The 20753-nt window shown below is 46.3% G+C and carries 22 protein-coding genes, 2 tRNA genes and 1 riboswitch; of the genes, 10 read left to right on the top strand and 14 right to left on the bottom strand.

The window, feature by feature from the left end:
• Nucleotides 1-114: 114 nt before the first annotated feature.
• The 4 genes from ACWHAR_RS14870 to ACWHAR_RS14885 all read right to left on the bottom strand — a co-directional run bounded on the left by ACWHAR_RS14870 (nucleotide 115) and on the right by ACWHAR_RS14885 (nucleotide 3426).
• Nucleotides 115-188, bottom strand: a tRNA-Gly gene (locus tag ACWHAR_RS14870).
• An 8-nt stretch (nucleotides 189-196) separates the two neighbouring features.
• Nucleotides 197-273: transfer RNA gene (locus ACWHAR_RS14875), tRNA-Arg, on the bottom strand.
• A gap of 303 nt (nucleotides 274-576) precedes the next feature.
• Complete coding sequence (locus tag ACWHAR_RS14880) at nucleotides 577-1995, bottom strand: sugar porter family MFS transporter (protein ID WP_032873152.1); 1419 nt, start codon at nucleotides 1993-1995, stop codon at nucleotides 577-579.
• Nucleotides 1996-2424: 429 nt separating this feature from the next.
• The gene (locus tag ACWHAR_RS14885) at nucleotides 2425-3426 is read right to left on the bottom strand and encodes an NADPH:quinone oxidoreductase family protein (RefSeq protein ID WP_032873150.1); all 1002 of its coding nucleotides are present in this window, start codon (nucleotides 3424-3426) and stop codon (nucleotides 2425-2427) included.
• Between the two features lie 127 nt (nucleotides 3427-3553).
• Between ACWHAR_RS14885 and ACWHAR_RS14890 the strand changes: the two genes are divergently transcribed.
• The 6 genes from ACWHAR_RS14890 (at nucleotide 3554) to ACWHAR_RS14915 (ending at nucleotide 8205) form a co-directional block, all read left to right on the top strand.
• Nucleotides 3554-4021, top strand: a complete 468-nt coding sequence (locus ACWHAR_RS14890) for an SRPBCC family protein (RefSeq protein ID WP_032873147.1) — start codon at nucleotides 3554-3556, stop codon at nucleotides 4019-4021.
• Between the two features lie 111 nt (nucleotides 4022-4132).
• Complete coding sequence (locus ACWHAR_RS14895) at nucleotides 4133-4987, top strand: manganese catalase family protein (RefSeq protein WP_032873144.1); 855 nt, start codon at nucleotides 4133-4135, stop codon at nucleotides 4985-4987.
• Between the two features lie 237 nt (nucleotides 4988-5224).
• Nucleotides 5225-6787: an APC family permease gene (locus tag ACWHAR_RS14900; RefSeq protein ID WP_007409293.1), complete on the top strand. Its 1563-nt coding sequence runs from the start codon at nucleotides 5225-5227 to the stop codon at nucleotides 6785-6787.
• A gap of 116 nt (nucleotides 6788-6903) precedes the next feature.
• The gene (locus tag ACWHAR_RS14905) at nucleotides 6904-7485 is read left to right on the top strand and encodes a TetR family transcriptional regulator (RefSeq protein WP_007409294.1); all 582 of its coding nucleotides are present in this window, start codon (nucleotides 6904-6906) and stop codon (nucleotides 7483-7485) included.
• Between the two features lie 76 nt (nucleotides 7486-7561).
• Entirely contained in the window at nucleotides 7562-7891 is a 330-nt protein-coding gene (locus tag ACWHAR_RS14910) for a DMT family transporter (RefSeq protein WP_003156023.1), read from the top strand.
• Nucleotides 7891-8205, top strand: coding sequence for a DMT family transporter (locus ACWHAR_RS14915; RefSeq protein ID WP_032873141.1), 315 nt, complete (start codon nucleotides 7891-7893; stop codon nucleotides 8203-8205). Before ACWHAR_RS14910 ends, ACWHAR_RS14915 begins: the two co-directional genes overlap by 1 nt.
• Before the next feature lie 59 nt (nucleotides 8206-8264).
• On the opposite strand, the gene ACWHAR_RS14920 is transcribed toward ACWHAR_RS14915, so the two are convergent.
• The 3 genes from ACWHAR_RS14920 to ACWHAR_RS14930 all read right to left on the bottom strand — a co-directional run bounded on the left by ACWHAR_RS14920 (nucleotide 8265) and on the right by ACWHAR_RS14930 (nucleotide 10993).
• Nucleotides 8265-9479 (bottom strand): CynX/NimT family MFS transporter, encoded by a 1215-nt coding sequence (locus ACWHAR_RS14920; protein ID WP_012116961.1) that lies wholly within the window; start codon nucleotides 9477-9479, stop codon nucleotides 8265-8267.
• Nucleotides 9469-10155: a FadR/GntR family transcriptional regulator gene (locus ACWHAR_RS14925; protein WP_032873138.1), complete on the bottom strand. Its 687-nt coding sequence runs from the start codon at nucleotides 10153-10155 to the stop codon at nucleotides 9469-9471. The genes ACWHAR_RS14920 and ACWHAR_RS14925 overlap by 11 nt, the downstream gene beginning before the upstream one ends.
• A 121-nt stretch (nucleotides 10156-10276) precedes the next feature.
• Complete coding sequence (locus tag ACWHAR_RS14930; RefSeq protein WP_007409298.1) at nucleotides 10277-10993, bottom strand: GntR family transcriptional regulator; 717 nt, start codon at nucleotides 10991-10993, stop codon at nucleotides 10277-10279.
• A 178-nt stretch (nucleotides 10994-11171) separates the two neighbouring features.
• A riboswitch (purine riboswitch) is annotated at nucleotides 11172-11271 on the top strand.
• A gap of 54 nt (nucleotides 11272-11325) precedes the next feature.
• On the opposite strand from ACWHAR_RS14930, the gene ACWHAR_RS14935 reads away from it, so the two are divergent.
• Nucleotides 11326-12486 carry an MFS transporter gene (locus tag ACWHAR_RS14935; protein ID WP_032873135.1) on the top strand — a complete coding sequence of 387 codons (1161 nt, stop codon included), beginning with the start codon at nucleotides 11326-11328 and terminating at the stop codon, nucleotides 12484-12486.
• Between the two features lie 51 nt (nucleotides 12487-12537).
• Here the strand turns inward: ACWHAR_RS14935 and ACWHAR_RS14940 are convergent, their stop codons facing one another.
• Nucleotides 12538-13104, bottom strand: a complete 567-nt coding sequence (locus ACWHAR_RS14940) for a YdhK family protein (RefSeq protein WP_032873132.1) — start codon at nucleotides 13102-13104, stop codon at nucleotides 12538-12540.
• Between the two features lie 196 nt (nucleotides 13105-13300).
• Here ACWHAR_RS14940 and ACWHAR_RS14945 point away from each other — a divergent pair, with 196 nt between their 5' ends.
• A complete protein-coding gene (locus ACWHAR_RS14945) occupies nucleotides 13301-13474 on the top strand; it encodes a hypothetical protein (protein ID WP_007409301.1) in 174 nt (57 codons plus the stop codon).
• A gap of 52 nt (nucleotides 13475-13526) precedes the next feature.
• Here the strand turns inward: ACWHAR_RS14945 and ACWHAR_RS14950 are convergent, their stop codons facing one another.
• Together ACWHAR_RS14950 and ACWHAR_RS14955 are read right to left on the bottom strand one after the other, a co-directional pair.
• Complete coding sequence (locus tag ACWHAR_RS14950) at nucleotides 13527-14885, bottom strand: serine hydrolase (protein WP_032873129.1); 1359 nt, start codon at nucleotides 14883-14885, stop codon at nucleotides 13527-13529.
• Nucleotides 14886-15021: 136 nt separating this feature from the next.
• Complete coding sequence (locus ACWHAR_RS14955; RefSeq protein ID WP_032873126.1) at nucleotides 15022-15291, bottom strand: hypothetical protein; 270 nt, start codon at nucleotides 15289-15291, stop codon at nucleotides 15022-15024.
• Nucleotides 15292-15522: 231 nt separating this feature from the next.
• On the opposite strand from ACWHAR_RS14955, the gene ACWHAR_RS14960 reads away from it, so the two are divergent.
• Nucleotides 15523-15777, top strand: a complete 255-nt coding sequence (locus ACWHAR_RS14960; RefSeq protein WP_032873123.1) for a hypothetical protein — start codon at nucleotides 15523-15525, stop codon at nucleotides 15775-15777.
• 57 nt (nucleotides 15778-15834) lie between these two features.
• Here ACWHAR_RS14960 and ACWHAR_RS14965 read toward each other — a convergent pair whose 3' ends face one another.
• Nucleotides 15835-17028 carry a macrolide family glycosyltransferase gene (locus tag ACWHAR_RS14965; RefSeq protein WP_032873121.1) on the bottom strand — a complete coding sequence of 398 codons (1194 nt, stop codon included), beginning with the start codon at nucleotides 17026-17028 and terminating at the stop codon, nucleotides 15835-15837.
• 141 nt (nucleotides 17029-17169) lie between these two features.
• Nucleotides 17170-17856 carry a GntR family transcriptional regulator gene (locus ACWHAR_RS14970; protein WP_032873120.1) on the bottom strand — a complete coding sequence of 229 codons (687 nt, stop codon included), beginning with the start codon at nucleotides 17854-17856 and terminating at the stop codon, nucleotides 17170-17172.
• 182 nt (nucleotides 17857-18038) lie between these two features.
• Here ACWHAR_RS14970 and ACWHAR_RS14975 point away from each other — a divergent pair, with 182 nt between their 5' ends.
• The gene (locus tag ACWHAR_RS14975; RefSeq protein WP_032873118.1) at nucleotides 18039-19097 is read left to right on the top strand and encodes a tartrate dehydrogenase; all 1059 of its coding nucleotides are present in this window, start codon (nucleotides 18039-18041) and stop codon (nucleotides 19095-19097) included.
• A gap of 47 nt (nucleotides 19098-19144) precedes the next feature.
• Here the strand turns inward: ACWHAR_RS14975 and ACWHAR_RS14980 are convergent, their stop codons facing one another.
• Together ACWHAR_RS14980 and ACWHAR_RS14985 are read right to left on the bottom strand one after the other, a co-directional pair.
• The gene (locus ACWHAR_RS14980) at nucleotides 19145-19927 is read right to left on the bottom strand and encodes a class I SAM-dependent methyltransferase (RefSeq protein ID WP_032873116.1); all 783 of its coding nucleotides are present in this window, start codon (nucleotides 19925-19927) and stop codon (nucleotides 19145-19147) included.
• Nucleotides 19928-19962: 35 nt separating this feature from the next.
• Complete coding sequence (locus ACWHAR_RS14985) at nucleotides 19963-20580, bottom strand: NUDIX hydrolase (protein WP_032873114.1); 618 nt, start codon at nucleotides 20578-20580, stop codon at nucleotides 19963-19965.
• Nucleotides 20581-20753 lie beyond the last annotated feature (173 nt).

Raw genomic sequence — 20753 nt, forward strand, 5'->3', positions numbered from 1 at the left:
TCAAACTCTCCGATAAAGTAGTTTGACTGACTACGCACATCGCTGTGCGATTTATTTAAAACTTTGAATTAACAGGTACGTTTTGTCTTGTTTAGTTTTCAAAGATCATTATAATGGAGCGGGTGATGAGAATCGAACTCACGACATCAGCTTGGAAGGCTGAGGTTTTACCACTAAACTACACCCGCATTTGAATTGGCGCGCCCGAGAGGAGTCGAACCCCTAACCTTTTGATCCGTAGTCAAACGCTCTATCCAATTGAGCTACGGGCGCTTATCAGGCGACTTAACTATCATACTACCAATCAGTTATGATGTCAAGTGTTTTTTTTATTTCTTTTCGAAGTCTTTTTCTCGACCTTATTTATTATACACGCTTTTGAGAATTTGTAAAGTCTTTTTTTAAAAGATCATTTTCTCATTTGTCGTTATCGCTTTGTTCATCAGCGACGTTTAATAATATACCATGCACTTCAAATTAGGTCAACACTTTTACGAAACTTTTTTCTCACTTATTATTCCCTTCTATATAATAAATAAAAAAGCAGGATTCCTAGGAACCCCGCGTCTATTCAGATTACCCGCTCACCTCAGCTTCTGCGCTATTACGATCTGTTTTTTCATAAGCACGGAAGTTTTGTTCAAGCTGTTCGAGCGACAGACCTTTCGTTTCCGGAAGAAACCTTTTCACAAATATAACGGACGCTACCCCTAACAGGACAAAAATGAAGAAGGTTGCAGACAATCCGATGTTTGCGAGCAGGATCGGAAAAGTTAAACCCACAAGGAAGTTCACGATCCAGAGGCAGAAGACAGTGACCCCCATACCAAGTCCCCGCAATCGAAGCGGGAATATCTCCGACAGCATCAGCCAGGTCACCGGAGAGACAGCCCCCTGCTGAAACGCAAGGAAAGTGACTGTTAATGAAAGAACCACATAAGGAAGAGCAGGCGATCCTTTCAGCACGACAGACAGAACTCCGATCAAAAGCAGCACCGCAGTCGTTCCGATCAGCCCCGTCACCAGCATCGGACGGCGGCCGACTTTACCGAGAAGCCATATTCCCACAAAAGTCGCGAGCACCGAAATCACACCGTTAGCGATATTGCCGATTAATGCGGCTTTTGTCTCGAAACCGGCATCTTTTAAAATTTGAGTTCCATAATACATAATTGAATTCACGCCGGTGAGCTGCTGCACTACCGCAATTCCGATCCCGATAAACACAATGCGGCGCACCCACGGAACGGCAAGATCCTTAAAAGTCGCCTGCTCCATCTCAGCTTCCTTATGAAAGGCAGATTCAATCTCAGCGAGCTCAGACTTCGCTTTCTCTTCATTCCTTATTCGCCGGAGAACGTGCAGAGCATCTTCTTTTCTTCCTTTAGAAACCAACCAGCGCGGACTTTCAGGAACTTTCAGCATACCGAAAAACAAGAATAACGCCGGAAGGGCCGCGATAACGAGCATATAACGCCAAGCGTGAGAGGTATCACCAAGCACATTGCCGATGATAGCATTACACGTGAAGGCAAGCAGCTGGCCCGTTACAATCATCAATTCATTTTGGGTAACCATTCTCCCTCGGCTTTCCGCCGGCGACATTTCAGCCAAATATGCCGGAACGGTTACGGATGCTCCCCCGACGGCAAGCCCCAGCAGAAAACGGGAGATGATCATAACCGATACGTTAGGCGCCAGTGTACATCCAAGCGTTGCTGCAAAGAACAAAACGGCAAGGATAAGGATATTTTTACGTCTGCCGTTATAGTCCGACAATCTCCCTCCGAAAACCGCGCCGATCGCAGCCCCCAAGAGCAAGGAGCTCGCCACCATCCCTTCAGTCAAAGCGGTAAGATTAAGCTGGTCAGCTTCCGCCATAAACGGCAGCGCCCCATTAATTACACCGGTATCGTAGCCGAAAAGAAGTCCCCCGAATGTCGATACTAAAATGATGGTTCTCAAAAATGAATGCTGGCTGCTATTTTTATTCATCTTCAAATCCTCCTAGTTTTTACACAGAGATAATATCGGAATATTCAGTTATCAATGTTTACACCTATAACGTCTGCATACAATTTCTGACTGTCCAAAACAGTTATATAAGAAGAAAATACTCCGAAAGCGTTATCATTTATAGTGATTATTCGCTCTCCCCTCTCGCCAAATTGTTACTTTATAGTTACTTTTTAGTAAAGTTATAATGATATTATTGGCACTTATGTTATTATCATAATTTTAAAAGCGCTTTCAGTCAATAAATATTTCAGAAAATTTTATAACTTACCTATATTATACCCACACATAATCAATTTACGTTTTCCATTAATGCATTTTCGTAACACGCTCAACGAATTACCCCGATTGTAATCAATAATTGATTATATATTGAAAACCCCCAACTGCTGATTGGGGGTTTTTGATTTATTCTTCGTTTATTGTAACGATCGTTCTTCCTCTCGCTTCTCCTTTTAAAAGGGCAGGAAGCGTATTCGGCAGCTCTTCAAGTGTAATTTCCTTTTGAATAAAGGCCTCCAGATCTGCAGGCTTGAAGTCATCAGCTAAACGCTGCCATGTTTTCTTTCTTGTCTCCATCGGACAGAATACGGAATCGATTCCCAAGAGACTGACGCCGCGCAATATAAACGGAAAGACTGTAGCCGGGAGTTTCGTTCCCGCTGTCAGTCCGCTCACAGCAACTGATCCGCCGTACTGAATCTGGCTGAGAACTGAAGCAAGCGGCTCACCTCCGACCGGATCGACGGCCGCTGCCCATTTTTGCTTTTGCATTGGTTTTAACGTGCCGTTATACACTTCATCACGGTGAATGACCGTCTTTGCTCCGAGGCTCTTCAAATAGCCGCTTTCGTCTTCTTTTCCCGTACTGGCCTCAACCTCGTAACCTAAGGTTGAAAGAATGGAGACGGCAAAGCTTCCGACGCCGCCTGTCGCTCCCGTGACCAGCACCTTCCCTTTTTCAGGAGCGGCATGGTTTTCTTCAAGACGCTGAACGGACAATGCGGCAGTGAAGCCGGCGGTTCCGATCGTCATGGCTTCTTTAAGTGTCAGACCTTCAGGCAGCGGCACAATCCAATCTGCCGGAATGCGGGCCATCCCGCTATAACCGCCAAAGCGGGAAACACCTATGCCGTAGCTTGTCGCAATGACTTTGTCCCCCTCTTTGAAACGGGCGTCATCTGAGGAAACGACGATTCCCGCTAAATCAATTCCCGGCACGAAAGGATACGACGTTACAATCTTGCCGTCAGGAATGGCAGCCAAGCTGTCTTTATAATTCACCCCTGAATAGCAAACCTTAATCAGCACTTCACCCTCGGGAAGGTCCTGAACCGCCAGCTCCCGTACGCTGACTGAAAACCGGTCTTCACGTTGATCGACTACTAACGCTTTAAATTGATCTGTCATCACTACGTCTCCTTAAAATGAATTGAATGGCTTTGGAAAAGCATAGAATAAGTTTGATTTGATTTCAAATGTCCTGCCCCGTGTAGTATGATCAAAAGTAAAAACAGCGAAAGAGTGGTTACGCAGCATGTCTGATAAACAAAACAAAGATAACAAAAACAACAACAGCAGCAATCAGCCATTACCGGACATTATTCATACCGCCGTTTTCAAGGCGCCGATACAAGTTGTCTGGGATACGGTCTCCACTGCGGACGGCCTGTCTCTCTGGTTTATGCCGAATGATTTCACACCTCAAGAAGACAGTGAGTTTCAGCTGGAATCTCCGTTCGGTCCGTCTCCTTGCAAGCTGCTGGATATTGAAGCGCCGTACCGCCTTTCTTTTTCGTGGGATACGGAAGGCTGGATCGTTTCTTTTGTCTTAAAGGAAACGGAAAGCGGAGATACGGAATTCACTCTCATTCACGGCGGATGGAAAGAGCCGGAAGCCGTTATCAATAAAGTCAATCGGAAAAGCTCCGAGATTCACAGTACGATGGATCAAGGATGGAACGGGCTTGTCAACACGAAACTTCGCGGGACGGTTGAGGCTTAACACAAAAGGACGGACACGGTTTCCGTCCTTTTTTTGATGCCGATACATAAAAACTGACTTTGCAAAGACACTAACAGAAGAACCGAAAACTTCTTTCAGGGGGCGCTGTTTATGTATTATTACAAAGAAGAGCTGATCAATATCATTAAACCGGACAAGCCGGACCCGGCCGCAGCCAAGGTGCTTCAGGAAATTTTAGGCGGGCACTACGGAGAAATGCGGACGATGATGCAATACTTTTTCCAAAGCTCTAATTTCAGAGGAAAAGAAAAACAGTTCCGTGACCTGCTTCGCGGTGTATTTTTAGAAGAGATCGCACACGTTGAACTCGTCCAAAGTACGATCAATGCGCTGCTAGATGAAAGCGGCGCTGAGGGCCCTGGAAATCAGGCAGCAGATCAGGCGCCGCTTGACGAAGCAGTGAAACACGCCAATCCGCACCATTTTATCATCGGGGCGCAAAGTTCTCTTCCTGTAGACGCCGGCGGCAATCCATGGAACGGGTCTTGGGTATACAACCACGGGAACCTGATTTCCGATTTATTGGACAATGTCGTGCTGGAATCAACCGGCGTGCTGCAAAAGACGCGCATTTATGAAATGAGTTCAAATCAGACGTTCAGAGAAACACTCGGTTTTCTGATCGTCCGTGACAACGCCCATCAAAATGCATTTACAAAAGCGTTGGAAACACTGGGTGTCGAATGGGGCAAATTATTTCCCGTGCCGAATTATGATATTGAAAAATACCCGGAATGCCGGAAATTCGTTGAGATGGGTTATCATAATACCCAATTTAATTTCAGACTGGATCCGACACGGATCGGAGAAATTCTGCAGGGAACGACGCCGAGCCGAAACGGCGGCGAATTAAGTGTCTCCGAGCCTCCTAAAGGTTTCCCCGTGCCGGAACTTCCTGAACTTCCGAATGAGCACAGCCCCGGACTGAAAGATATGAACTTGTAACAAAAAACGCCTGTTTCGGGCGTTTTTTGTTTTTCTGAATATGAGGTTTGAATGTGTTTAAAACGGGGAATATAAGCCGGGAGATCTTGCCATACGGCCGTTATTATAATGTGAGCACATTGCTGTACATACTTCGTTTCGAAAGTTGTCCTAATTTTCCAGCCGGCCGGCTGGGTATGTTTGAATGATAATGGGAATTATGTAAAGAGAACAATGTCTTTTCTAAGGAGGCAGCGAATGTCTAAGCAAGGAAACTTCCAGAAAACTATGTCACTTTTTGATCTTATTTTAATCGGCATGGGAGCCATATTCGGTTCGGCATGGCTGTTTGCCGTCAGTAACGTCGCCTCTAAAGCGGGCCCATCAGGCGTTTTTTCCTGGCTGATCGGCGGGGGAATCATCTTATTGATCGGCTTGGTTTATGCGGAACTGGGCGCCGCGCTGCCGCGGACCGGGGGAATTATCCGGTATCCCGTATATTCACACGGACACCTCGTCGGATATTTAATTTCCTTTGTCACCATTGTGGCATACACGAGTCTTATTTCTATAGAAGTCACGGCCGTCCGCCAATACGTGGCGTATTGGTTTCCCGGTTTGACCGTAAAAGGCTCCGATTCTCCGACAATTGCCGGGTGGATATTGCAATTTGCGCTGCTCTGCCTGTTCTTCCTCCTCAATTACTGGAGTGTCAAAACCTTTGCGAAAGCAAACTTCATTATTTCGATTTTTAAATATGTCGTACCGATTACGGTAATTGTGGTACTGATTTTTCATTTTCACCCGGGCAATATGACCGTTCACGGATTCGCGCCTTTTGGTTTCACTGGAATTCAGGCCGCGATTTCCACAGGCGGCGTCATGTTTGCATACCTTGGGCTGCATCCGATTGTGGCTGTCGCGAGTGAAGTTCAGAATCCGAAGCGAAACATTCCGATCGCATTGATTGTCTGTATTATCGTTTCTACTATTATTTACACCGTGCTGCAGCTCACTTTTATCGGGGCGATCCCGGCGGATACCCTGAAGCACGGATGGCCGGCTATCGGGACTGAATTCTCCCTTCCGTTCAAAGATATCGCCGTTTTGCTCGGTTTGGGGTGGCTGGCGACATTGGTCATTTTAGATGCGATTTTATCACCGGGCGGTAACGGAAATATCTTTATGAATACGACTTCACGTCTCGTCTATGCCTGGGCCAGAAACGGAACATTATTCAGCATTTTTTCTAAAGTCAATAAAGAAACCGGGACACCGCGTGCCTCCCTTTGGCTTTCGTTCGGTCTGGCTGTTTTTTGGACGCTTCCGTTCCCTTCTTGGAACGCTCTTGTCAACGTATGCTCCGTCGCATTGATTCTGTCTTATGCGATTGCGCCGATTTCTTCTGCGGCGCTGAGAGTCAACGCGAAGAATATTAACAGACCGTTTTATTTAAAAGGGATGAGCATCATCGGACCGCTGTCGTTTATTTTTACCTCTTATATTGTATATTGGTCCGGATGGCGCACCGTATCCTGGCTTCTCGGTTCTCAAATTGTCATGTTTCTGATCTATCTTTGTTTCAGTAAATATGCTCCCAAAGATGATGTCAGCATACGCCAGCAGCTGAAATCAGCATGGTGGATTGTCGGCTTTTATGTCATGATGCTGATTTTCTCCTATCTCGGCTCGTTCGGCCACGGATTGGGCATTATCAGCAATCCGCTTGACCTGATTCTGATCGCCATCGGTTCGCTCGGTATTTATTACTGGGCAAAATATACGGGACTGCCGAAGGCTATGATCGACAGTGATAAATGACGAATGCCGGAAAGAAGTATGGTCTTCTTTCCGGTATTTTTATTTTAAGGGATGACAAAAAAGCGAATGTGCGATAAAATGAATGACAGTCATTCATAAAAGGAGGAACCCCTCTATTGGCAAAACAAAGCTCGGGAAAATACGAAAAGATCCTGCAAGCCGCGATTGAAGTCATTTCTGAAAAAGGATTAGACAAAGCATCCATTTCAGAAATCGTCAAAAAAGCCGGAACGGCCCAAGGGACGTTTTACTTATATTTTTCTTCTAAAAACGCACTGATATCCGCGATTGCAGAAAACCTGCTCGACACTACGCTGGACAGGATAAAAGGGAAAACGGACGGTTCTGAAGATTTTTGGACGTTGCTGGACATTTTGGTAGATGAGACATTTCACATCACCCGGCTTCATAAAGATATTATCGTTCTCTGTTATTCCGGTCTTGCCATCGATCATTCGATGGAGAAATGGGAAGCCATTTATCAGCCTTATTATTCCTGGCTGGAAGGCGTGATCAATACGGCCATTGAACAGGGTGAGGTCCACAGCGGCATTCATGTCAGATGGACGGCCAGAACGATTATCAACGTTGTCGAGAACGCGGCTGAACGGTTTTATATCGGCTGTGAACAGGATGTCGATCTTGAAGTATATAAAAAAGAAATATTCAGCTTTCTCAAAAGAAGCTTGCAGAAATGATTGGCGGAGACCGATCATTTTTGACCGCTGCAAAAATGACTGACATTCATTCATAACTAACTGAGGTGACTGTATCATGTATTGGCTGCTTGTATTGATAGCCGGACTGTTAGAAGTAGTTTGGGCGTCCGCCCTGAAGCATGCGGATTCGCTTTTTGATTGGATTGGTATTTTCCTTCTGATTGCCGTCAGCTTTCTGATGCTGATCCGCTCTTATAAAAAAATTCCGATGGCTGCCGCATATACCGTTTTTGTCGGAATAGGCACCGTCGGCACATATGTAACGGGCGTCATTTTAGGCGAATCGTTTTCAATCGGGCAAATATTCTTTTTGGCTTTGCTGTTGTCCGGCATTTTAGGAATGAAGGTATTTACGAAAGAAACTGAAACAAGGGGTGAACATTAATGGCATGGCTGCTGTTATTTATTGCCGGAGCGGAGGAAGTTGTAGCGGCCGTTGCCATGAAACATATTGACGGTTTTAAAAAAAAGTGGCCGCTGATTGTCATGGTAACAGGCTTTATGCTTTCATTCTTTTGCCTTTCCGGAGCGATGCAGGTTCTTCCCACAGGTGTCGCGTATGCGGCTTGGACCGGCATGGGAAGCATCGGCGTTTCGGCCGTGAGCATACTTTGGTTTAAAGAAAAATTCAATCTGTCACAATTGGTGTCTCTGGGGCTTATCCTCATCGGTGTCATCGGCTTAAAACTGACAGCGTGACGGCCTGAGACAGCTTTTCAAATAAAAAACAAAGGACCCTAAGCGGGCCCTTTGTTTTTTTATGCTGTTTTGATCTGTTCCGCTTTTCCCGCTCCGACTCCGAAAATGAAGATCAGAACGGAGACTGCGATCAGCATGAATAACGGAACCGTCCAGCCGTGCGTGATGTCATGCAGCAAACCGAATACGAGCGGCCCGAACGCGGCAAGCAGGTATCCGAATGACTGGGCCATGCCGGAAAGCGCCGCGGCTTCATGAACATGCCGGGTCCGCAGACTGAAGAACATCATCGCCAAGCTGAATGCACATCCTCCCGCAATTCCGATCAAAATGACCCATAGCGGAGTGAGAGCCGGGCTTCCGAAAAGAACGCCGGCAATGCCGATAAGGAAAAATAAAGCCGTCAGTCCGGCGAGTGCGCGCTGATTTTTCATTTTAGCGGCAGCGATCGGCACGATAAAAGTAATCGGCAGGACTGAGAATTGCATTAATGAAAGCATCCATCCCGCCTTACTTGAGCTGAGTCCATTCTGCTGAAGAATTTCCGGCAGCCAAGCGATGACGGTGTAAAAAATAAGGGATTGCAGCCCCATGAACATCGTCACCTTCCAAGCAAGCGGAGACCGCAGCAGACTGCTTTTCTTCTCTCCGTTTGTCCCAGTCGTGCGGACGGGCAGTTCGCGTCCTCGCATTTGCGGAATCCACATGACAAACGCAATGAAAGAAAGGATAGCCCAGCAGCCGAGCGCGCCTTTCCAGCCTAACCCCGCTGAAGAGGCGATCGGCACGCTGATGCCGGATGCAATCGCGCCGCACAGATTCATAGAAACCGAGTAGACGCCGGTCATGATGCCTAAATTTCCGGGAAACTTATGTTTAATGAGACTCGGCAGCAGGACGTTGCATACGGCGATCGACAATCCCAACAGGATCGTTCCGAAAAAGAGAGTGCCGATTCCGGCGATGGAGCGCAGCAGAGTTCCGGCTGTCAGGACAATTAATGATGACAGTAAGACAATCTCGGTCCCGAAGCGCCGGGACAATAAAGGAACAAACGGCGACAGACATGCAAAGGCCAAAAGCGGCACTGTCGTAATGGTGCCGGCAGCCGCATTGGTCATGCCAAGGCTGTCCCGAATTGAGGAAACGAGCGGTCCGACCGATGTCAGAGGCGCTCTGAGGTTGGCCCCTATCAATATGACTCCGATGACCAGCAATATCAGTTTTTTACGCTGACTTGCTTGCAGAATTTGATGTTCGTCTTTAATTTTCATGTTCATCCTCCATGTGTATTGTATCTTTAAATACTCTGATGTATTGGTTGACGGCCTCCATGGCCTGATCCGGTTTCTGTCCGATAATCGCGGCGGCAAGCTGGGTGTGGATCCGGATAGCAGGGGTGATTTCCAACAGGTTATGGACTGACGCACAAAGCGCCTCCGTCATATGCTCGTAAAGATCAGAAAGCATGTTGTTATGGGCCGCCTGTACAATGGTTTTGTGCAGCTTAATGTCGGCTTCGGCATACCGTTTTCGATCTTCATTTTGCAAGGCCGCTTCACATTCATCCAAGCATGCCTTCAGTGCTTTCAGGTCTTCGTCATTACGCCTTTCCGCCGCCAATCGTGCAGCTTCTCTTTCGAGTGCGTATCTGACTTCTAATGTTTCAAGCAAATTTGATTTTTTAATATGGCGGTAAAATGCCGCGCCGAGAACACTGGATGAGCTGACATACGTACCGCTCCCCTGCCTTGTCTGAAGCAGGCCGGCATGTACGAGCGCCCGAATAGCCTCACGCAATGTGTTTCGGCTCACATCAAATTGCTTCATTAAATCCAGCTCAGGGGGAATGCGCGTCCCGACCGGCCATTTATCCGATTGAATTAACGATTCAATTTGCGTCACCACTTGTTCTACGAGCGACAGTCTGCTTGTTTTGGATATCTCCATCAAAACACCTCTGAAATTTGTAGGATGATTCTATCATTGGGTAATATAACATAAAAGAAGCGAAGATGTAAATCAGCGGCAACAAAAAAAGAGTGAGTTTTTCTCTCACTCTTCGGCGCTTTTATGAACGTTTTATATTGACTGAGGTCACGACAAACTTGTCATGACGGTGGCGGGAAAATGAATATTCAAAGGGAGTGCCGTTGTCCAAAAAGCCTACATGCTCGACTTCAAGTATCGGGTCATCCGGCCGGCAGCCGAGATATTGCTGATCCATATCATCCGACTTGCACGCTCTGATTTTTCTGTGTGAGCCTGCGATTTTGAGCTGCAGTTCCCGCGTAATATGATCATAGATGGAATGGTTGAGCACCTCGTCATTAATGCCGGGTATAAGGCTCGCCGGCATGTACGTTTTTTCAAGAACGTACGGTTCGCCCTCAACAATTCTGAGCCTTACTACATAATAGACGGGAGTCTTTTCATCGATGGCCAAATGTGCGGCGACATCTTGAGACGGAAACTGCACTTCAAACCGGATGACTTTGCTCTTGATATTCTTTCCTTTTAACAAATTGCTCAGGCCGAGAATTTCGTTGCTGACTACGTGAACGTGCTCATCCTGCATGGCTGATTGAATGATAAACGTGCCGTGCCCTCTTTTTCTGAAAAGCATCCCTTCAGCCGCAAGTGTATCAAGCGCCCGCTTCATCGTCATCCGGCTGCACCCGAACTCCGCAGCGAGCGTCTTTTCATCCGGGATCGGCTGATCTATGTCATATACACTGCTTTTAATCCTCTTTCTCATTTCGTTGGCGATTTTTTCGTACTTATTCATCGGTTTCCTCCGGCTGTATAATGTTTGATCTGTATAGACTCCTTACGGTTATCATAAATTTTTTTCCCTGCTTCATCAATGACGTTACAGCCGCCGATATTGAAATTTGAAAGGATTTCCTCGAATTTTCTATGGAATATCCCTCACTATTATGGTAGAATTTTTTGCAGAAACGGACACAACCGAATATTGCATACATTGTATAACCTCAATGATATGGTTTGAGGGTGTCTACCAGGAACCGTAAAATCCTGATTACAAAAATTGTCCCGTACACTTTTTGTAATCAGGATTTTTTATTTTCTAAAAAATAAAAAAAGGAGTATCTGTACATGAATTTCAAAGTATTTCTGCTTGCAGCATCTACCATCGCAGTCGGATTGGTTGAATTAATTGTGGGCGGTATTCTTCCGCAAATCGCTTCCGACTTAGATATATCCATCGTCAGCGCGGGGCAGCTGATCAGCGTGTTTGCGCTCGGTTACGCGGTATCCGGCCCGCTGCTTTTGGCAGTGACGGCAAAGGCTGAACGAAAGCGTCTTTATTTAATCGCACTGTTTATTTTCTTCCTAAGTAATCTGGTCGCTTATTTCAGTCCCAATTTCGCCGTACTTATGGTGTCACGGGTGCTCGCTTCCATGAGCACAGGGCTGATTGTCGTCCTTTCTTTAACGATTGCTCCTAAAATCGTGGCGCCTGAATACAGAGCGCGGGCGATCGGCATCATTTTCATGGGGTTCAGCTCCGCAATCGCTTTAGGCGTGCCTGTCGGCATTATCATCAGCAATGCCTTCGGATGGCGCGTTCTGTTCTTGGGAATCGGCGTATTATCTCTCATTTCCATGCTGATTATCAGCGTCTTTTTTGAAAAAATACCTGCTGAAAAAATGATTCCGTTTCGTGAGCAGATCAAGACGATCGGGTCCGCCAAAATTGCCAGCGCACATCTTGTCACCTTGTTTACATTGGCGGGGCATTACACACTCTATGCCTACTTTGCGCCTTTTTTGGAAAGAACGCTTCATTTGAGTTCCGTTTGGGTCAGTGTATGCTACTTTTTGTTCGGTCTGTCAGCGGTATGCGGCGGCCCGTTCGGAGGCTGGCTGTATGACCGTTTAGGGGCATTTAAAAGCATCATGCTTGTGACCGTTTCTTTCGCTCTGATCCTGTTTATTCTTCCGCTGACAACGGTTTCTTTAATCATTTTCCTGCCTGCGATGGTGATCTGGGGATTGCTCAGCTGGAGCCTTGCGCCGGCGCAGCAAAGCTATTTAATCAAAATTGCGCCTGAGTCTTCCGATATTCAGCAAAGCTTCAACACGTCCGCTTTGCAGATCGGCATCGCGCTCGGGTCAGCCATCGGCGGCGGAGTGATCGGACAAACCGGTTCTGTCACAGCAACAGCCTGGTGCGGCGGTTTGATTGTCATTATCGCTGTCGCGTTAGCTGTATTCTCTTTAACGAGACCCGCTTTGAAAAGAAAATCCGCATAAATGTGAGACCGCAAAAAAGCCAAAGGAGTTCCTTCGGCTTTTGCGGTCTTTTTATTTTGCGGCAGCAAGCTCGTCTTCTGTCACCCATTTATGATTGGTTACTTTTTGGCCGCCGTCAGTCGGTGTATAGTCGACCATATACACGGTTGTCTTTTTGGCTGAATCAATAACGGCTTCGGCGCCCTTCATGCCTTTCATATGGGATGCCTCGATCACGGCCTTGTCACCCGGTTTTAACGTTTTATCACCGGCGCCCTTCAGCTCTTCCTGAATGACCCATTTATGATCTTCGACGCGCTTTCCTCCCGTTTTCGGAGTGTAAGATACACTGTAAACCGTTGTATCATAAGCACCTTTTACGGTTCCTTGTGCATTTTTCATGCCTTTCATATGAGAAGCTAAAATCATGACGTCACTGCCGACTTTATAAGTCGGATTTTCGGCCTTCTTTAAACCTTTCGGCACCTCGGATGAACCTGAGTGATTCATGTCTTCGTGAGAGTGCGTTTCTTTGTCTTTCGCTTTTTCGCTTCCTCCTGAAGATTGGCTGTTGCATCCGGCAAGCGCCAGAACGGGGATCAGGAGAAACATGCTGAATAAAAATAGTCTCGCTTTCATTTCAAGAACTCCTTTGCCTTTTTGATTTTTCACTTTCCCTTTCGTTTCTTCAGTAAAACAAAAAGATGGCCTGTCATTTCTCCTAATTCTTCAAATCTCTCTTTATTGCCTTTCATCAGGTGAAATTGTTCACAAAATGTACACATTAATGGAGATGCAGTATAATTCAATTATCAGATAATAGGGGGAACTCATCATGAAAACGAAGGTTTTTGCGGTGGTATTGGGCGCTGTTTTAATGATTGCGGGGTTGGTTTTGGCAGAAGTTTCGCTTTATATGGAATACATCACAATGCTCGGAGCTATGATTTTTTCTTCTATATTTATGTCAGAGCCGAAAAGAAAATTTCGCGTCATCAAAGGGGTTTGACTTTTCTATTACCGCCGTCTTCTCAGGACGGCGGTTTTGTTTTGCATGTCACTCAATCTATCCGCACAGCCGTTTCTTCTGTGCCGTCCTGATATAAAACAAAATGCGGGGCTCTGTGTGCTTTATCACCTGCAAATTCAATTTCAAGCGGCAGCGCCCTGACAAAATAACGGGTTTCCGTCATTGGGAATAATTCGAATGGTGTCTGCCCGTCTATTGTAAGATACAATCGGTTTTCTTTTACCGCCACCGATGCATGTGTGTCATCCTGAAATGAGTAATTGCCGGTAAATCTGCTGTAATTCGCAGGATCGATATCTGCTTTTTTCTGATCTGCCGGACGTTTCGGAATCACGTATGGCTGATCAAATAAGATGTTTACAGCCGCGGCAATTACGGCTTGTTCAAATTGATACGATTGTTCCATATTGCTTAGATAAATCAATGTTTTATTCTGGTCAATATACCGGATCATCAGAGTTGAATAGCCCGGCCAGCCTCCGTCGTGACTGATAACCTTCCCTTTTTGCCGGCTGTTTTGAATCATCCAGCCAAATCCGTATCCGAATTGCTCTTCTTCATTCCAATAGCCCGGTGTAAACGCTTGATCTTTAGACTCTTTGCTGATGATTTCTTCTGTATAAAGAGCCTGATCAAACAGATATAAATCTCTTATAGCGGAGTTAACGGTTCCGTCACCTTGAATCCCGTCAAGAAAGACGACATAATCGGTTTCCTCAAGTTCATCCGGCAGCACATATTCTCCGGAATGAACATCATACACATAGCCATATGCATAGTTCGGGATGTTTTCTTTACTCAGCCTTCTGTTATAAATGCGCGTATCGTGCATACGAAGCGGATGAAATACGGCTTGTTTCATAAATTCAGCAAAACTCATGCCTGATACAATTTCTATAATAACCGCTAACACCACATACCCCGTATTACTGTAAAGCCACTCCTTGCCAGGCGGGAAATAAGCATCCGGCTTATGCTGCTTAAGCATATTGATCACATCTTGATTAACGGCAATTCTGTCCCGGTCCCAATGTGTTAAGAACAACTCCATATAGTCCGGCAATCCTGACGTATGATGGAGTAAATGCCGAATGGTAATGCCCGGATAAGGAAAATCAGGAAGCCACCGCTCTATCATATCGTCATAACGCAGCTTCCCTTGCTGCTCTAAAATGATAACGCCCAAAGCTGTAAACGGCTTCGATACTGAGGCCAATTCAAAGACCGATTGGTCATTCAGCATCCTCTTTGTTTTCAGTTCTGCAGCGCCGAATGAACCCTGGTATAAGATGCGGCCGTTTTCCGCTGCCAATACAGCGCCGTTTATTTCATGTCTTTCGTCTAAAGTGCTGAAAAGCTGTTCAAACGCTTGTTTTTTCTTATCGTTCATTTCACGAACCTCCATATACAAGCTGATTTACTCTTTTATACGAACGGCCGCTTTAGAAGTTTCAATATTTTCCCTTCTCGAAACACCAGTCGTTATACTGCCGTTCAGGCAGCCGCGGAGGTTTGATGAATGTCTTTTATTCACAAAATACTGTGCAGGCTTCAAATTCAACATGCTTCTCGTCTTTATTTGCACCGGCAATTTCCATGGTCGAAAACATCGCGCAGACGACGGCTTTGTATTCGTTCATGACGGTTTGAATTTCAATCAGGAACCGTTCGGATGAAGCCGCGTATTCCGTTACGTACTCTTTCATTTTGCCGATAATATCATCTGCCTGAGGGCTGAAGCCGGCCGCCTCCAAGTCACTCTCAAACTGGTTTTTGTTGATCATATGAATATGCATTTTTTAAAGGCTCCTTTCAGCAGCATTTTGTGGTTATATCTACTGTAAAGGACAGGCTTGGATAAACTTTTAATAAAATATGAACAAAATATGAATTGGCTCATCGGCCTGACTGGCGGGCTTTCGGCTGTACTCCGTTTCATTTGGACTACATGAAAAAATGACTTCTTTACTCTGTTAAAAACAGCTCATATATGATCTAATACCAGTAAAATGTTTAGGAGGCGGCCTATGTCAGCAGCAGGAAATCGGCAAAAATTTTGGGTCATGGCGATGCTTATAGCGGTCTTTGCCGTGTTCGTTTTCTCTTTTTCTGAGAATCATTCACAAAAGAACTGGCACACGGCGGTTGACCAGGCGTCAGTGAATGTCTTCGGCCAGCAGATCTTTGAAAAAAACCGTCTGGCAAAAACACTCGACGCACGTGAGGCAGAATCTCTTCTGACTCTTGTGAAACTTGCAAATGAAGAACATCACATCATCTAAAAGCCATTATAAAAAGCCTGTTTCCCTTTGGCAGAGGAAACAGGCTTTTTCCATGTATTATTGAGCATGTTTTTGTTCAATAAACCGGTCGATCCGGGCAAGGACATCCTTCATGTCCGTACATTCTTTAAAGCTTTCATTAATGGCTTGAATGCCTTGTTTGTATTTTCCGTTATGCAGCACTTCTTCCGCGGCAAGCCTTACCTTTTCAGCGCTTACTTCATCTTTTTGCACTGTATAGCCTGCATCCAATTCAGTCAGGCGGCGCGCAACCATCGGCTGGTCTTTATCGTGCGGGATGACCACCAGCGGCACTTGATAATGAATGCCTTCATTTACACTGTTCATTCCGCCATGCGTGACAAACACGTCGGCCTGCTCCAGCACTTCAAGCTGCGGCACGTATGGAGCGATGATAAAGTTTTCCGGCGCCTGTTTGATTTTCGACAGATCGGCTTTTTCCCCGGCGGCAATGACTACTTTTCCTTCAAAATCTGAGAACGCGTCTATGCACAGATTGAAAAACGCTTCTGTGTCCCCGAGCACCGTTCCCATTGAGATATAAATGACTTTTTCATTCTTTAATGAGTCAATCGGGAAGTCGACGCGCCCTTTTCTCTTCGGAAAACTCGGGCCGATAAATAAATAATCATCTCCGAATGTCTCACTTTCGGGCTGAAAATATCTGCTTGTATAGACGACGTTCAATTCACCTGTGTTGTTCATAAATTGAACCATGCTGTCAGGGGCGACACCGTATTTGTCTTTCATCTCGGCCAACAGCTCTTCACATTCCCTGTCCGGCTGAAACGGCACGCCCGATTCCGGGTGGAGCGGCAGTATTTTCAGACGGTCTTCATTGAACAGGAAGGATGCTGAAGAAGAGATGCCGGGAATGTTGAGATAATCCCGCACCAGCTCTCCCGCACCGAATTTATCATAATAGACGGCGTCGAATTGAATGTCCTCTGCCAGCCGCTGCACAATATGTAAAATCTCCAGTGACGTTTTGATATGAACCTTTAAAAATGCAAGTATGCCGGACGGACTGCCGGGATCAATGGGTGTCATTCTGAGCAGATCGCTGTGAAGATGAACTTTCGCCCCTACTCCTTCCAGTCTGCTTTTGTATTTTTCCGTTGAGATATAATGAACGTGATCGCCCCGTTCGCTGAAGGCCTTTGTCATACCCAAAGTCGGGTTTACGTGTCCTTCTGCGGGAAAATTGATCATCAGTATATGTTTCGCCATTTTTCAAACTCCTTTACCTTTTTTGCGTCTCTTCCATATCCATCATAAATGACGCGGAAAAAATCATGCAAGGAACATCCGTCAGGTCTTTATGACGGTTCGATGACATCGGCAAAAAAAAGACAAGGCTTTTCACCTTGTCTATCGTGATGATTCGTCTGTTTCTCCCTCTTTGAGCACGCCTTTCAGATGTTCTTCATCATGCTTGAGATGCTCCGTCATATATTGCACGGCTTTTGTTTTGTCGCCCTTTTTTATTTCTTCAAAGACTTTCCGGTGCTCATGCAGGATAACCTCCGCACGGTCATCGCCTTTAAAATTAAGAACTCTGCAAAAATGAATCAGCACATTGACATGCTCAAGCAGCATGGCCAGCCGGCTGTTGCGGCTGAAATCCACAAGGAGCCGATGAAACGACTCGTTTAAGGAAATAATCTCAGTCTCTTTGACGCCTTTATTGATGGCTTCTTCCGTTTCCCGCAGCTGTTTTTCAATGAGGTCAATTTCACTCTCAGCCGCTTCATCAATAACCAGTTCGACCGCCAGTGATTCAAGTGACATTCTGATTTTATAAATCTCTTCAACATCCTTAACGGACAAAGAATAAATGACAAAGCCGTTTCGATCGTCTGCCGTCAAAAGCCCGTCCTTTTCAAGGAGCCGCATGGCTTCTCTGACCGGCGACCGGCTGACTCCGAAATCCTTGGCCAGCTGAGTCTCATTCAGCCGTTCACCCGGTTTAAAAATCCCGTCAAATATCATTTTTTTCAATTGGGAATAAAATTGCAGATAATACGGGATTGGCTTATCTAATTTAAAATTATCCATCTTTCCTACCTCTTCATACAATTTAGGCCTTATTGTTACCAAGATCATATAACAGTTTATCTATGGAAGCAACATTCCCGAGCTTGTCAGCATATCGGATGTGGCGTAATATGGAATTATGATGAACGACAGTCGACGGTCTGCCGTAAACCGAAAACAATTCATTCAGAGGTGACGGAAACATGAAAACATACAAGATTGCCAGCATACCGGGGGACGGTGTAGGGAAAGAAACAGTTCCGCAAGCGGAACGGGTGTTGAACGCAATCGCCGAATTACATGGAGGCATTGCCTTTGATTTCACTTCTTTTCCATGGAGCTGCGAGTATTATTTGGAGCACGGGACTATGATGCCGGATGATGGATTAGAAACGTTACAGCACTTTGATGCTTTGTTTTTGGGAGCGGTGGGGAATCAAAAACTCGTCCCCGATCATGTTTCGCTGTGGGGGCTGCTCATCAAGATACGCCGGGAATTTGAACAGGTGATTAATGTGCGGCCGGCAAAGCTCCTGCCGGGAATCACTTCCCCCCTCGTTAACCCGAAGGATTTTGATCTGATAGTCGTCCGCGAAAACAGTGAGGGCGAGTACAGCTCTGTCGGCGGCAGAATCTATCAGGGTGAGGACGAAATCGCCATACAAAACGCGGTCTTTTCCCGCCGGGGTACGGAAAGAGTGATGCGGTATGCTTTCGAACTGGCGGCAAGTCGGCGGAAACACGTCACAAGCGCGACGAAATCAAACGGTATTATTCACTCGATGCCGTTCTGGGATGACATCTTTAAAGAGGTCAGCCGGGAGTACGCCGGGATTGAGACGGATTCCCAGCATATCGATGCACTGGCGGCCTTCTTTGTCACGCAGCCGGAACGCTTTGATGTCATTGTCGCTTCGAATCTGTTCGGAGATGTGCTGACAGATATCGGCGCGGCGATTATGGGAAGCATCGGAATCGCTCTCGCAGCCAACATCAATGTAAACGGCAAATATCCTTCCATGTTTGAGCCTGTTCACGGCTCCGCCCCGGATATTGTCGGAAAAGGAATTGCCAATCCTATAGGCCAAATATGGACGGCGAAATTAATGCTCGATTCATTCGGAGAAGAGGAACTGGGCCATCTCCTCTTACAATCTATTGAAACGGTCACAAACAGCGGCATTCTGACTCCTGATGTCGGCGGAAAACATTCAGCGGAAGACGTCACTTCCGCTGTTATTTCTCAAATCAAGAACAGATAATACGAAAAAACCGCGGGCAGGAAAACTGCACAGCGGTTTTTTTCGTCTCAGACGGGACGGACCGCGCAGAAACAGGCCGATTCACCTGTGAAGCCCGCAATACGGCCTGATTGATTCTTTTCTACAGAAAAAAACCGCTGTATATCACGAGGAGCATCCAGCATCTGTTTTTCCAGTAATGCGGCTTTCTCTTCAGTCAGGCCTGCCCGTTCACACCAGACGGTAAATTGAAATGGTTTCAAAAAGCAGACAGCGGATTCAATCCGGAAGCCGGCTGTCTCCAGAAAACGGAGCCATTCTGTTTTTTTCCACGCCCGAAAGTGGCTCTGATCCCGTTTCTTTTCAATGTCATTATAAAAATGGTCATATTCATCCTTTTCAGGTGCGGTATTGTCAATGAGAAGCAGTCTGCCGCCCGGTTTGACAACCCGAAACGCTTCATGAACAAAGGCTCTGACATCGGGAAAATGATGCGCCGCGATTCTGCATGTGACGATATCGAAAGCAGCATCGGAAAACGGCATCTTTTCAGCATCGCCTTTTTCGAATGACACGTTCGTCCATCCGTTTCCGGTTATAAATGCTTCAGCGGCGGCTAACATTTCTTCCGTGAGGTCATATGCGATAACAGATCGTACGAGAGGAGCGAGAGCGTTAGCCGTATGTCCGCCTCCCGTCGCGATATCCAGCACGTCCATATGCTTTTCGGCACCGGAAGCTGAAACGAGATACGCCAAATCCTCTCCTGCAGTGTGTCCTGGACTAGTCACATATTTCGCGGCGTTTTTGGCAAATTGCCGCTGCGCCTGCTGTTTAATTGAATCCTTCATTATACTCGGACCCCCTTTTCTTTCTGATTGCTGTCTTAATCAAAATAAACGGGTTCGTCCGGATGTTTGAGATATGCAAACATCCTTTCAATCTGACTTTCCGTATTGCGGGCTTCAGATAGCGGCGGCAGTTCCGTCTCCGCAAAAAAGCCTGCCGCGCTTGTTTCCGTTCCCTCCCTGAGCCGGCCGCCGATGATCTCGCATTTGATAAACACTTTGTAAACGTGGACGGCGGACGGCGGATGCGAATGGCATTTCTTATCCATTACAGCTAACAGTTTAACGGGCTTTACGTCGATTCCCGACTCCTCTTTTACTTCTTTGACAGCGGTCTCGCCCGGAGAAAACCCGATATCAGCCCATCCGCCCGGCAGCGCCCATCTGCCGTCGCTTTTCTCTCTTACCATTAATATGCTCTGATCTTTAAAAACTGCCGCTCTGATATCAACTTTCGGAGTGGGGTAGCCCGTGTCACCGGCGAATACGTCTTTTATGACCCTTTTGTCGATGCCGGTATGATGCGCCATGATATCCACACTTATTTTTCTTATTTCTTCAAATCTCTCAATATCATATATGTCTTTGGAATAAGCCAGCCCCGCTTGCGCCGCGGATTGAAGCTGTTTTGCCCAATCTAGCCATTTTGGCTCCATTTTTTCACCGCCCGTTATGTTAATTGACGAAACCCTGAGGGTCCGGGTATTGCACCTTGAGAGTACCGGTGCCCATGATCCGTTTCTGCTCCTTGTTTTCTGTTTATGGAGGGGCGAATCCTGCCGGGAAAACAGAAAAAAGCCATTCATTTGCTGAATGGCTTTTTTTCATT

It is taken from the genome of Bacillus sp. LR--39 (assembly GCF_053613335.1).